Origin of the sequence: uncultured Brevundimonas sp., from assembly GCF_947305955.1 — a bacterium.
Classification (GTDB): Bacteria; Pseudomonadota; Alphaproteobacteria; order Caulobacterales; family Caulobacteraceae; genus Brevundimonas.
In genome coordinates this window covers 1-13,051 of sequence record NZ_CAMZFB010000029.1, presented here as the reverse complement: position 1 = coordinate 13,051, position 13,051 = coordinate 1, and the positions used below count along the sequence as shown (strand labels likewise).

Annotated in this window: 14 protein-coding genes and 1 pseudogene; all 15 read left to right on the top strand. The window is 62.5% G+C overall.

The genetic code is table 11. The features are described 5' to 3' along the window. Positions 1-3 precede the first annotated feature (3 nt). Complete coding sequence (locus Q0Y42_RS08695) at positions 4-882, top strand: branched-chain amino acid aminotransferase (protein WP_297802485.1); 879 nt, start codon at positions 4-6, stop codon at positions 880-882. A gap of 162 nt (positions 883-1,044) precedes the next feature. Continuing rightward, complete coding sequence (locus tag Q0Y42_RS08690) at positions 1,045-1,761, top strand: hypothetical protein (protein ID WP_297802482.1); 717 nt, start codon at positions 1,045-1,047, stop codon at positions 1,759-1,761. Between the two features lie 4 nt (positions 1,762-1,765). After that, positions 1,766-2,965: a M48 family metallopeptidase gene (locus Q0Y42_RS08685; RefSeq protein ID WP_297802479.1), complete on the top strand. Its 1,200-nt coding sequence runs from the start codon at positions 1,766-1,768 to the stop codon at positions 2,963-2,965. After that, a complete protein-coding gene (locus tag Q0Y42_RS08680; RefSeq protein WP_297802476.1) occupies positions 2,962-3,549 on the top strand; it encodes a hypothetical protein in 588 nt (195 codons plus the stop codon). The genes Q0Y42_RS08685 and Q0Y42_RS08680 overlap by 4 nt, the downstream gene beginning before the upstream one ends. Positions 3,550-3,645: 96 nt before the next feature. Then, entirely contained in the window at positions 3,646-4,917 is a 1,272-nt protein-coding gene (locus Q0Y42_RS08675; RefSeq protein WP_297802473.1) for a nucleoside transporter C-terminal domain-containing protein, read from the top strand. Between the two features lie 63 nt (positions 4,918-4,980). Continuing rightward, positions 4,981-5,598 (top strand): glutathione S-transferase, encoded by a 618-nt coding sequence (locus Q0Y42_RS08670; protein ID WP_297802470.1) that lies wholly within the window; start codon positions 4,981-4,983, stop codon positions 5,596-5,598. Positions 5,599-5,697: 99 nt separating this feature from the next. Continuing rightward, entirely contained in the window at positions 5,698-6,009 is a 312-nt protein-coding gene (locus tag Q0Y42_RS08665; RefSeq protein WP_297802467.1) for a DUF3253 domain-containing protein, read from the top strand. Continuing rightward, complete coding sequence (locus Q0Y42_RS08660; RefSeq protein WP_297802464.1) at positions 5,993-6,586, top strand: uracil-DNA glycosylase family protein; 594 nt, start codon at positions 5,993-5,995, stop codon at positions 6,584-6,586. Before Q0Y42_RS08665 ends, Q0Y42_RS08660 begins: the two co-directional genes overlap by 17 nt. Next, positions 6,583-7,626, top strand: coding sequence for an alpha/beta fold hydrolase (locus tag Q0Y42_RS08655; protein ID WP_297802461.1), 1,044 nt, complete (start codon positions 6,583-6,585; stop codon positions 7,624-7,626). Before Q0Y42_RS08660 ends, Q0Y42_RS08655 begins: the two co-directional genes overlap by 4 nt. A 109-nt stretch (positions 7,627-7,735) precedes the next feature. Then, entirely contained in the window at positions 7,736-8,824 is a 1,089-nt protein-coding gene (locus tag Q0Y42_RS08650; protein ID WP_297802458.1) for a Glu/Leu/Phe/Val dehydrogenase, read from the top strand. 176 nt (positions 8,825-9,000) lie between these two features. Further along, positions 9,001-10,647, top strand: coding sequence for a flagellar basal-body MS-ring/collar protein FliF (fliF, locus tag Q0Y42_RS08645; RefSeq protein WP_297802454.1), 1,647 nt, complete (start codon positions 9,001-9,003; stop codon positions 10,645-10,647). Positions 10,648-10,658: 11 nt separating this feature from the next. Beyond that, positions 10,659-11,681, top strand: coding sequence for a flagellar motor switch protein FliG (gene fliG / locus Q0Y42_RS08640; protein WP_297802562.1), 1,023 nt, complete (start codon positions 10,659-10,661; stop codon positions 11,679-11,681). After that, entirely contained in the window at positions 11,681-12,334 is a 654-nt protein-coding gene (locus Q0Y42_RS08635) for a flagellar assembly protein FlbE (protein WP_297802451.1), read from the top strand. Before fliG ends, Q0Y42_RS08635 begins: the two co-directional genes overlap by 1 nt. Further along, positions 12,334-12,666 (top strand): flagellar motor switch protein FliN, encoded by a 333-nt coding sequence (fliN, locus tag Q0Y42_RS08630; RefSeq protein ID WP_297802448.1) that lies wholly within the window; start codon positions 12,334-12,336, stop codon positions 12,664-12,666. Before Q0Y42_RS08635 ends, fliN begins: the two co-directional genes overlap by 1 nt. Positions 12,667-12,703: 37 nt before the next feature. After that, positions 12,704-13,051: pseudogene (locus Q0Y42_RS08625) on the top strand (sigma-54-dependent Fis family transcriptional regulator); the annotation flags it as partial.

Below are 13,051 nucleotides of genomic sequence, written 5' to 3'. Positions count from 1 at the left end.
CAAATGGCCATAGTTCCTTTCGATGATCGTGACGGCTGGATTTGGTTCGATGGGGAATTCATTCCCTGGCGCGAAGCAAAAACGCACGTTTTGACCCATGGCCTCCATTATGGCTCGTCCGTTTTCGAAGGCGAGCGGATGTATAACGGCAAGATCTTCAAGCTCACCGAACACAGTGAGCGCCTGAAACGGTCCGCCGAACTCCTCGACTTCGAGATTCCCTATAGCGTGGCCGAGATTGATCAGGCCTGCAAGGACACCTGTGAGCGTAACGGCCTGACGGACTGTTATATTCGCCCAGTGGCGTATCTGGGTGCGGACAAGCTGTCGGTCTCGTCGATCGGCAACAAGGTCCACCTGGCCATCGCCGTGTGGGACTGGCCGTCCTACTTCGACCCTGAAGTGAAGAAGAAGGGCATCAAGCTGGAGTGGGCCAAGTGGCGCCGTCCGGATCCGGCCACGGCTCCGTCGACCGCCAAGGCTGCGGGCCTGTACATGATCTGCACCATGTCCAAGAACGCCGCCGAGCAGCGGGGCTTTGCCGACGCCCTGATGCTGGACTGGCGCGGCTATGTGGCCGAAGCCACCGGTGCCAACGTTTTCTTCATCAAGGACGGCGTCATCCACACGCCGGACGTGTCGAACATCCTGAACGGTATCACCCGTCAGACCGTCATCGATCTGGCCAAGGCTAAGGGCATCGAGGTTGTTGTCCGCAACATCCTGCCGGAAGAACTGGCTGATTTCAGCGAATGCTTCCTGACCGGCTCGGCCGCAGAGGTCACGCCCGTCGGTTCGGTCGGCGAATATAATTTCGTCCCCGGCGAAATCAGCCTCGGCCTGATGTCCGACTACGAAAAGCTGGTGCGCGGCGAACTGTAAGGCTCTTTCGGCCCTGAATATCGTCCCGCGCGGATTTTAAAGCGGCAGGTCCACAAGGGCCTGCCGTTTTTTGTATTGCGGCAAAAATGTGTCGTGATATCCCCTTGGAAAGAGACGGATTTCTTCGTCGGACTGAATCGCGCGGTGCGCGATGGGGGGAAAATGAAACGTTTGCTTATCGCGGCAAGCTGCCTGTTGATGGCGGCTTGTACGCAAACGGCTGTCCGTAAGGCCGAGGTTGTTCGCGCGCCCGAGACGGGATCGACTGTTCTGATCGTCGAACCGCGTATCCAACTGGGTATGCTGACGGCAGGTGGTGTGACCGAACCCCGCGAGGAGTGGAGCCAAGAGGCGCGCGCGCACATCCTGCGCGAGGTGCAGTCCGCGCTAGCTGCCGACAGCCACAAATATGTGGTCGGCAGTGTCGATGACCTGATGGATGGCCGTATCGGTCAGGTGGTACGCGTAAATGAGGCGGTGATCGCTGCCATCATCGCCCATGAATATAACGGCTATGCCGGTGCCAAGCTGGCGACCAAGAAGGATGACTTCGTCTGGACGATCGGCGATGGGGCCGAGCTGCTGTCCGAACATTTCGGTGCCGATTATGCGCTCTTCATCTCGGGTGAGGGCACCTATGCCAGCGGCGGGCGCGTCGCAGCCTTTGTTGTCGCCAGCGCCTTCGGTGTAGGGATGCAGCTGGGCCAGCAGCAGATCATGGCCTCGCTGGTTGACCTCAAGACCGGACAGGTGATGTGGGTGAACTATGCTGTCGCCGGTCCGCATGCCGATATGCGTGATCAGAACGGTGCACGTTCACTGGTGGGCAGTCTGCTCAAGGATGCCCCGCTGCGCGTTCAGGCCGATGCTGCCCAATAACCGCATGCGTTTTGCAGCTGGCGGCCTTGCGGCGCTGACGCTCGTGCTGGGCGCTTCGACCGCGCTGGCACAGGTCCGCGCCCCCGGTGAACCGCCAAGGCCCAATACGGCCGAGGCAGGACTCTGGGGCATTGCCGAAGAGACCGAGACCTACACGCGCCGTCGCGGCGACCGGAACACCGATCCCGCGCTGAATGCCTATGTGCAGGCGCTGACCTGTAAGGTGGCGGGGGATCACTGTGGCGATATCCGCGTCTATGTGATGAACCGTCCGGTGTTCAACGCCACGGCCATGCCCAATGGGGCGGTCGAGGTGTGGTCCGGCCTGATGTTGCGGGCCTCGACAGAGGACGAGCTGGCCTTTGTGCTGGGTCATGAGGTGGCGCACTTCCTTGAGGAGCACACCTATGAGCGGATGCGGACCCAGAAGCTGACCAACAATGCCTTGCTGGTCTTCTCCATGGGGGCGGTAGCGGCGGGCGTCTATTATCAGGTCGATGTCAGCGAGCTGATCGATGCCGTCTATCTGTCCAGCATGGCGGCCTTCATGGGGTATAACCAGTCGCAGGAAGCCCAATCGGACCGGATGGGGCTGGATATGGTCCATAAACTGGGCCTTGACGCCTCGGCCGGTGCATCGATCTGGCAGAACCTGACGGCAGAAAGCGCGGCGTCCAGCTTCCGCTCTGTCCGCCGTTCCGAAGCCTATGGGTCGGCGTTCCGTACCCACCCGTTGACGGCAGACCGGATCGCAAGCCTGTCCCGACAGGCTGATGAGCTGGGCTATAAAGGTGCCACGCGGGAGGATCGACTGCGGTATCGTGCGATCATCCGCCCACATCTGACGGCGTGGATCGAGGACGAGCATCGGCATCGCGATTTCGGGCGCTTGCTCCACCTGCTCGACCGCCTGTCGGAAGACGGCGAGGACCTAGGCCTTCTGTCCTATCACAAGGGCGAGGTTTACCGCCGCCGCCGTCAGGAGGGCGATGACCTGCTGGCCGTCAACGCCTATCGCGCTGCCGTTCGTCATGCCGATGCACCCGTCGCTGCACACCGCGAGCTGGGAACCTTAGAAGCGCGCTTGGGCAATCACGCCGCCGCGCGTGACGCATTCAAAACCTACATCTCGCTGGCTCCTCAAGCCGATGATCTGTGGATCGTCGAGGACCAGCTTTCTCGTCTCGAGGGGGACAAAGAATGAGCAAGCTCATAGCGAGCGTGAAGACGGCAGCCATGGTTGCGGTGGTCGCATCCGCCACGGCCTGTGTGTCGATCTCCGAGGTCAGCGGCCCCTATAAGGCCGGTGGCGGCACCTATACGCTGGACCGCAGCTGGAACGACATCACACCGGTGACCGGACACCTTAAAGAGGTGCGCCTTTTGACTCTGGACGGGCCGGGTCTGAACAGCCTGTATCTCAGCTCGGGCTTGAAAGAAGGCCAGCATCTGGCACGTCCCAACAGCCGCCGCGAAAAGACCACACCCGCTTGGCGCGCCGACATGGGAATCTTGGAGCAGGTCGAGTTCGTCAAGGAAAGCGTGGAGGCCTATGGCTATAACGACGTGACCACGTCGTCGCCGCGTCCGGTCAATGCCTCGGGCCACCGCGGTGTGCGTTTTGACCTCGCGGCAGTCACGACGGCGGGGCTTCGCATCAAGGGCTATGGTCAGTTGGTGACCAAGGACGGTCAGGCCTATGTGGCCATCTACCTTGCACCGGAAGAGCATTTCTATGCGGACTCGCAAGCCAATGCTCTGTCAGCAATGGATAGCCTGACCTTCTAGTCTTTTTGTAGAAGTGTGGGCGTAGGGACTTGCCTCTACGCCCGCGCTGTCGTTCAAGCGGATAAATGCGCCGAATGAACGGCCAAGAGATTCCGTATGTTCAACCTTCTGAACCTCCAGAGCCTGTTCGGCCTTGCCGTTATTGTTGGCGGCTGCTGGGCGATTTCTGAAAACCGTAAGCTTTTCCCGTGGCGTTTGGCCATTGGGGCGATTTTGCTGCAAGCGGCGCTGGTGCTGGCGACTTTCGCCATTCCGGGCTCGCAGGTCGTACTGGATGCGATCAACAACTCGGTGAAGGGACTGGAGCTGGCGACTGCCAAGGGCACCCAGTTCGTGTTCGGCTTCCTCGCCGGTGGTGACCAGCCCTATGTCGTCGAGAACCAGGGCGCTCTGTTCACCTTTGCCTTCAACGTCCTGCCGCTCATCATCGTGATTTCGGCGCTGTCGGCCCTGCTGTGGCACTGGAAGGTGCTGAAGTGGCTGACCCTCGGCTTCGGCTTCCTGTTCCAGCGCACCATGGGGCTGGGCGGCGCTTCGGCACTGGCTGTTGCTGCCAATATCTTCCTCGGCATGGTGGAAACCCCGCTGGTCATCCGCGCCTATCTGGACAAGCTGACCCGTTCGGAAATGTTCCTGATGATGGTGGTAGGCCTTGGCACTGTGGCGGGCTCGACCATGGTGGCCTATGCGACCATCCTGTCGCCGGTCCTCAGCAATGCCGCCGGTCACGTGCTGGTGGCTTCGGTGGTGTCGGCTCCGGCCGCTGTGCTGCTGGCCCGCATCCTGATCCCGGAAAAGCCGGGCGAGGGCGGTGCGAAGGCCGACTACAACTCGGCCCTGAAATATGACTCGGCCATGGACGCCATCACCAAGGGCACGTCCGATGGCCTGATGGTTGTGCTAAACATCTCTGCGGTCCTGATCACCTTCGTGGCCTTTGTGGCCCTGGTGAACCTGATCGTCGGCAATTTCTGGATCGGCGGCGAGCCGCTGTCGGTCGAGCGCATCCTCGGCGTTCTGTTCGCCCCGATTGCATGGCTGACGGGCGTGGAATGGGCCGAGGCCTCCAAGGCCGGCTGGCTGCTGGGCGTGAAGCTGACCCTGACCGAGTTCGTAGCCTTTATCGAACTGGGCAAGATCGCGCCGGAAGCCATGAGCGAACGCACCCGTATGCTGATGACCTATGCGCTGTGCGGCTTTGCCAACATCGGCTCGGTCGGCATTACGGTGACGGGCCTGTCGGTCCTGCTGCCGGAGCGACGTCCCGAAGTTCTGGGGCTGGTGTGGAAGGCCCTGCTGGGCGGCTTCCTCGCTACCCTGATGACGGCCTGTATTGTGGGCGCCTTGCCTGCCAGCATTTTTGCCTGATAACTTCGTTCTCAAAGAAAACTAAGGGCCGCTTATGCGGCCCTTCTCTTTGGGGACGGGACGATGAAACTCTATACGACGAAGCTGGCGCCCAATCCGCGCCGTGTGGCGTGGTTCGTGGCCGAGAAGGGGATCGACGATCTCGAGACTGTCGAGGTCAACCTTCTGGCGGGCGAGCACAAACAGCCCGAGTTCCGTAACAAGTTCGGCCTTGGCCACCTTCCGGCGCTGGAGCTGGATGACGGCACCTGTTTCACCGAAACGGTGGCCATCGCCCGCTATCTGGAAACCGTGTACCCTGAGCCGAACCTGATGGGCGTCGATCCCAAGGAGACGGCCATCATCGAGATGTGGACTCGCCGCGCCGAGCTCTATCTGGCCAATCCGATGATGATGTTCGTGCGGATGACCCATCCGGCCCTGTCCGCGCTGGAGGCCCCCGTTCCTGAGGTCGGGGCCTATAACAAGGCTGCCGCCGAGAAGTTCATGAAGGCGCTCAACCGCCATCTGGCCGACAATGAATATCTGGCGGGCCGTTTCTCCATGGCCGATATCGTCGGCGTGTGCGGGGTCGATTTCGGGCGTCTGGTCAAATATCGCCCGCCCGAAGAGTATGAGCATCTGAACCGCTGGCTGGCGGCGTGCAATGCGCGGCCTGCGGCTTCGGCGGGCCTGAAATAGGGAAGGGGCGGTCTGCGGGCCGCCTTTTTCGTATCTGCCAGCGTCACCGATCAATGTCGGGCCTTACTTCCGGCGCGGACCTGACGCATAAGGGCGGCCATGAGCGATCCCATCGAATCCGCAATCTTCGACCGCCTGAACCAACTGGGTGAGGGCAAGAGCGTCGAGCCGGCTGAAATTGCCAAGATCCTGCAGCCCGAACAGTGGCAGCGCATGCTGCCGAAGGTCCGCGCCACGGCGCTGGGCCTGATGCGTCAGGGCAAGCTGACCATCACCAAAAAGGGCAAGCCGGTTGACCCCGACAACTTCCGTGGCGTGACCCGCCTGCGTCTGCCGACGGCGGACGAGACGGCGCTGGCCCTGTCCAAGCTGCCGCCCAAGCCCGAAGTCGAGGATGACGACGACTTCTGATCTGGACCCGCTTCTGGGCGAGATCCGCGCCTGTCGGGCGTGTGCGCCATACCTGCCGCATACGCCCCGTCCGGTGATCTGGGTCTTTCCCGAGACGAAGTTGCTGATCTGTGGTCAGGCACCGGGCCGTCTCGTGCATGAAAGCGGACGGCCCTTTACCGACCCCTCTGGCGACCGCCTGCGCCAATGGATGGGGGTGGACTATGATACCTTCTATGCCGATCACCGCATTGGCGTGGCGGCGCAGGCCTTCTGTTTCCCCGGCACCAACCCCAAGGGCGGCGACTATCCGCCCCCGCCGCGCTGTGCGGCTCTGTGGCGGGACCGCTTGTTCGAGACATTGCCGCAGATGGACTTGATCCTTCTGGTCGGCTCCTATTCCATCGACTGGTTTCTGGGCGAGCGCGCCAAATCCAACATGACCGAAACAGTGCGGGCGTGGCGCGAATACGGCCCGCAGCTTCTGCCCATGCCGCACCCGTCATGGCGCAATACGGCGTGGCTGAAACGCAATCCGTGGTTCGAGGACGAAGTGGTCCCGCACCTGCGGTCGCGCGTGTCGCAGATACTGAAATGAAGCGGTACAGTAAGCCCATGATGCTGACCCGTTCGCTCAACCGCCCCTTGGCCCTTGTGGCGGTACTCGCATCGCTCGCTGCCTGTGCTCCGGCCATGCAGCAGGCCCAGCCGGTCCCTGTGGGCTTTAGCGGACCGTCCATCCGCGAAGGCGGTTATAACCTTGGCACCTTCATCGTTCAGGACGGGGCGGCCTTGCCCTATCGGCGGTGGTCCCCTGTGGGCCAGCCGCGGGCCGTCATTATCGCCTTGCACGGTTTCAACGACCATTCGGCCTCGTTCCGTCTGGCGGGACCATGGTGGGCGGAGCAGGGGATAGAGGTCTGGGCCTATGACCAGCGAGGCTTTGGCGCGGCCCCGAACAAGGGCGTCTGGTCTGATCCCGAACTGAGCCGAGAGGACCTGAGAACCGTCACGGCCTTGGTACGCAGTCGCTATCCCGACACGCCCATCGCCATTGCGGGCGAGAGCATGGGCGGGGCCATCGGCATCACCGCCTTCAGCTCTCAACGACCGCCGCAAGCGGATCGGTTGATTCTGCTGGCACCCGCTGTCTGGGGCTGGTCCAGCCAGAACACCTTTAACCGCGTGGCCCTGTGGGGCGCGGCAAGGTTTGCGGGCGGGCGCACCGCAGAGCCGCCGTCCTTTGCCACGCGCCGTATTCGCGCGACGGACAATGTGGTCGAACTTCTGCGGAACGGGCGCGATCCCCGGTTCATCGTCTCGACGCGGTTCGATGCCCTGCACGGTCTGGTGGACTTGATGGAAGAGGCAAGCCTCGGGTTGCGACAGGTGAGGGTGCCGACCCTGCTGGCCTATGGCGCGACCGACCAGATCATTACCAAGGAGCCGATGCGGCTGGCGCTGGATCGGGCCGAGGGCAATGCCAACCTGACGACAGCCTATTATCCGCAAGGCTGGCACCTGCTGAACCGCGACCTGGCCGCAGAGACGGTTTTCGCAGATGTTGTGGCGTGGATGGACGATCAGCCGCTACCGTCTGGAGCCTCTGCGGTGCGTCCTGCCATAGAACGACCCTGATCGCGTTCTTTACCTAGGGGAAATTGCATCGCTCGGTGACTTGCGGTCATGCAAGCTAGGGCGTATGCGCGAAGTATAAGAAAATACCCCCAGGAAAGGCCTTATCGGCATGACCCTTTTTGATTCTCCCAGCTTTGCGCATCATGAGGGCGTTCACGCCTTCCACGATGAAAAAACTGGTCTGAAAGCTATCGTGGCTGTCCACTCTACTGCGCGTGGTCCGGCGGTCGGCGGGACCCGCATGTGGAACTATGCCAGCGCCGCCGAAGCTTTGGAGGACGTGCTGCGTCTGTCCAAGGGCATGAGCTATAAGAACGCCATCGCCGATCTGGAGATGGGCGGCGGCAAGTCGGTCATTATCGGCGACAGCCGCACCCAGAAGTCCCCCGAACTGTTTCAGGCCTTTGGCCGCTTCCTGAACGGTCTGGGCGGCAACTATTTCGCCGCCGAGGACGTCGGCACCTCGGTCGAGGATATCGCCGAAGCCCGCAAGGTGACGCCCTATGTGCTGGGCCTGAAGGATGGTCCCGAAGCCTCGGGTGACCCCAGCCCCGTGACCGCCGAGGGCGTGTTCCGCTCGAACTTGGTCGTGGCCCGCCGCCTGTTCAAACAGGACGATATGAGCGGCCTGACCGTTGCCGTTCAGGGCGTGGGCCACGTCGGGGCCTATCTGTGCGAGAAGCTGCATGCGGCCGGTGCCAAGCTGATCATCACCGATGTCAATCAGGACAATCTGAAGGCTGTCGCCGAAAAGACCGGCGCGACCATCGTTTCGCCTGACGAAATCTATGGCGTCGAAGCCGACATCTATGCCCCGTGCGCGCTTGGTGCGACGCTGAACCCGACCACGATCGATCAGCTCAAGGTCAAGGCCATCTGCGGTGCCGCCAACAACCAGCTGGCCACGCCGGATATCGGTGACGAGCTGCACCGTCGCGGTGTGCTGTATTCGCCCGACTATGTCGTGAACGGTGGCGGCATCATCAATGTGGCGGCGGAAATGAACGCCCGCCAGAACGGCACGGCCTTTGATCCGGCATGGGTCGAGTCCAAGCTGTCGCGCCTGATCGAGACGTTCGAGGAAATCCTTGAGCGTGCCGAACGTGAAGGCAAGCCGACCTATCAGATCGCCGACGCCATCGCTGAAGAGCGCATCAAGGCGGCCGCCGAGAAAAAGGCCGCGTCGCTCAAGGCCTAAGGCCCCACAGCGAGAGCCATTGCGAAGGGCGGCCGGAAACGGTCGCCCTTTTCGATTCGAAAATCGACGTTTCTGTCACGCTTCTTAACTCCTCTTAACGCGGCGTTTACCAAACACGCGGCACTTTCTGCCTAGCGGAGCAGTAAGGCTCTGAATGTGTCTTATGGGCGGGGCGCGTGGGCGGCTTTACGGCGGCAATTCAGAAGTTCGGGATCGGTCGCTTGGCCGCCGTGCTGGGCGTTTCCGCCGGTGTGGCTGCTGTGCTGGTCGCCATCATGCTGCGCGTGGGGCAGGCTCCCGACGCTCTGCTCTATTCCAACCTCGATCTGCGCGAGGCATCGGAAATCACGGCGGCGTTGGACACCGCAGGCATCAAATATTCCGCCAAGGGCGACGGTTCGACCATCTTCGTCAGCCGCGATGACGTAGGCACGGCCCGTCTGATGCTGGCAGGGCAGGGGTTGGTGACCTCTGGCTCGGTCGGCTACGAGATTTTCGACAACCAGTCGGTGCTGGGCCAAACCGAGTTCCAGCAGAACCTGAACGAACAGCGTGCCCTGCAGGGCGAGCTGGCCCGCACCATCATGTCGATGCGCGGCATCAACTCGGCCCGCGTCCACATCACCATGCCGCGCCGCGAGATGTTTCAGGCTGCGGCCATTGATCCGACTGCTGCGGTGGTTGTCGGCCTGTCGGGTCGCGACCTGACGCCGGACCAGATCCGTGCCATCCGCAATGTGGTGGCGTCCTCGGTGCCGAACCTGAAGCCGGACAAGGTCACCGTGACCGATCAGGCCAACCGTACGCTGGCGGCAGGTTCGGAAGACCAGGGCTTTACCTCGGCCACCGCCGAACAGGCCAAGGCTACGACCGAGGCCCAGATGCAGGCTCGCATCAAGGACATCGTCGAAGGTGTTGTCGGCGCTGGCGCGGCCCGCGTTCAGGTGACCGCTGACATCGACCACACCCGTGCGACCACTCAGGAACAGAAGTTCGACCCCGATGGTCAGGTCGTCCGCTCGACCTCGACCAATGGCTCCAACTCGCGCGATACCACCGGCGTGCCGCTGGGCGGGGTGACGGCCACGAACAATATCCCGGGTGGCGAGGATCCGGCGCAGGCCGACAACGCCTCGACCTCGGCCGAGAACTCGGAAACCATCAACTACGAGATTTCCAACACTACCACGACCACGGTCCGCGAACCGGGCGAAGTGAAGCGCCTGTCGGTGTCGGTGGCTGTGGACGGCAAATATACGCCTGCCGCCGATGGCAAGGGCGCGCCCACCTATGCACCGCGCACCGCCGAGGAAGTGGAACAGATCAAGGCGCTGGTCGCCGCTGCTGTCGGTATCGACGCCGAGCGCGGTGACAAGATCGAAGTCATCAACGTCCGCTTCAACCGCGACGCCGAGGGCAATGGTGCCGATGGCGGCGAGGGCGGCGGCCTGCTGTCGTCCATGTCGTTCGACAAGAATGACATCATGCGCGGCATTGAACTGGCCGTGCTGGCTGTGACCGCCCTGCTGCTGATCTTCTTTGTCCTGCGCCCGCTGCTGAAAACCAGCAATGACAAGACCGGCAAGGGCATGGTGTTGGCGGATGGCGTGACGCCGGTGGACGAGCAACTGGTCGGCGGTCCCCTGCCTGCCGGTGCCAACCCGGCCATGCTGCCGGGGCCGACCGAGGTCGAGCAACGCATCGATATCGCTCGCATCGAAGGTCAGGTGAAGGCCTCGTCCATCAAGAAGGTCGCCGATTTCGTAGAGTCCCATCCCGAGGAATCCACCGCGATCCTTCGCGCGTGGATGAATGAAGCCTGATGGCGCGCCTGATCTCCAAAGCCCCCGCTGTCGAGGACAGCCGCAAGCTGACCGGACCTGAAAAGGCTGCGGTCGTCCTGCTGTCGCTGGGCGAAGAGCACACCGCCCTGTGGGAACGTCTGGAAGAGGACGAGATCAAGGAAGTGTCGCAGGCCATGGCGGGCCTTGGCACGGTGACGGCGGCGGTCGTTGAGGAAATCCTTGTCGAGTTCGTCTCGGGGCTGGGCGGCAACGGTGCCCTGATGGGTTCGTATGAACAGACCCAGCGCCTGCTGGCGTCCTTCATGCCGCCGGACCGCGTGGATGCCCTCATGGAGGAAATCCGTGGTCCTGCGGGCCGCACCATGTGGGACAAGCTGGGCAATGTGAACGAGGCGGTTCTGGCGAACTACCTCAAGAACGAATACCCCCAGACCGTCGCCGTGGTGCTGTCCAAGGTGAAGCCGGAACATGCCTCGCGGGTGTTGACGGCCCTGCCGGAAGACTTCGCGCTGGAATGCGTGCAGCGCATGCTGCGGATGGAGCCGGTACAGCGCGACATCCTCGACAAGATCGAGCAGACCCTGCGCACCGAGTTCATGTCGAACCTCGCCCGCACGTCCAAGCGCGACAGCCACGAACTGATGGCTGAAATCTTCAACAGCTTCGACCGTCAGACCGAGGCCCGCTTCATCGGTGCGCTGGAAGAGCGCAACCGCGATGCCGCCGAGCGTATCCGCGCCCTGATGTTCGTGTTCGAGGACCTGTCCAAGCTCGATCCGGGCGGCGTGCAAACCCTGCTGCGTGCGGTCGAGAAGGATCAGCTGGCGCTGGCCCTCAAGGGCGCGTCGGATTCCCTGCGCGAGATGTTCTTCTCCAACATGTCCGAGCGCGCGTCCAAGATCATGCGCGAGGACATGGAGTCGATGGGCCCCGTGCGTCTCAAGGACGTCGATGCCGCCCAGATGGCCATGGTGCAGGTCGCCAAGGATCTGGCCGCGCGCGGCGAGATCATGCTCGCCGGTCAGGGCGGCGATGACGAGTTGATCTACTGATGAGCGCAAACCTGACCAACGCCAGACCGTTCATCTTCGACACCGAATTCGATGCCGAAGGCCGCGTGGTCGAACGCTCGCAATGGCAGCCGCCCAAGCGCAGCTATTCGCCCGACGAGGTCGAGGCCCTGATCGCGCAGGCCCGTCTGGAAGGTCGTCAACAGGCGCTCAACGAGGCTGAGTCCCTTCGAGCCAACGCTCTGGCTGTGATCGCCCAGTCGGTCGCCGATGCGGCAGGGCGCGTGGACGTCGCCATCGAGCAGCACCGCCAGCAGTCGGCTGAGCTGAGCCTGACCTGTGCGCAGGTGCTGGCCTCGTCCGCGATGGAGCTTTACCCGCGCCGCCCGCTGGAAAGCGCCATCGAGCAACTGGCTGAGGAAATCGATGCCTCGCCGCGCCTTCTGGTCCGCGCCCATGGACTGGATGCCGAGGCCCGCCAGCAGATCGAGCAGATATGCCAGCAGTCCGGATTTACCGGCATCGTCGCCTTCCGCGAGGAAGCCATCCACGATGCCGCCTTTGTATTGGAATGGACAGACGGGCGCGCTGCGTTCGATCCGTTCGAAGTCGAAACCCGCCTGCGCCAGAAGATCGCTGCTGCGCTGTCGGGCGATAATCCATCCCCCACGATCTCTGACGGGAGTGCCTTCTGATGGCTACTGATGACCTGCCTCTGGAAGAGTTCGGCGACTCCACCGCGCTCGCTATGCCCGATGACGTTGGCGAGAAATCCGCCGCCGACCTGGCCACGGTTTTCGATGTTCCGGTGAACATCTCGGCCGTGCTGGGCAAGGCCAATATGTCGGTGTCGCAACTGCTGAAACTGAACAAGGGATCGGTGCTGGAACTGGACCGCAAGGTCGGTGAGGCCATCGATATCTTCGTGAACAACCGTCTCGTCGCGCGCGGCGAGGTGGTGTTGGTCGAGGACCGTCTGGGCGTGACCATGACGGAAATCATCAAGACCGACGACAAGGGCGCCTGAGCGGCGACCGCGTAGGAAGGATTAAAGGAGCCCGATGATGCGTCTTCTGGTTGTGGGCCGCCTGAGCGGTCAGCTGGCAACGGCCGTGAAGATGGCCATGACCCACGGGGCCAAGGTCAGCCATGTCGAGCGCGCAGATCAAGCGACCGAGCAACTGCGTCGCGGGCAGGGTGCCGACCTGTTGATGGTCGATTACCGCATCGATATTGCAGGGCTGATCGCGGCCAACGAGGCCGAGCGCATCCACGTTCCCGTCGTGGCCTGCGGTGTCGATGCCGACGCCCGCGAGGCCGCAGACGCCATCCGTGCAGGGGCGAAAGAGTTCATCCCGCTTCCGCCCGATGCGGAACTGGCACCGGGGCATACCGGAACTCACGCCGAGCAT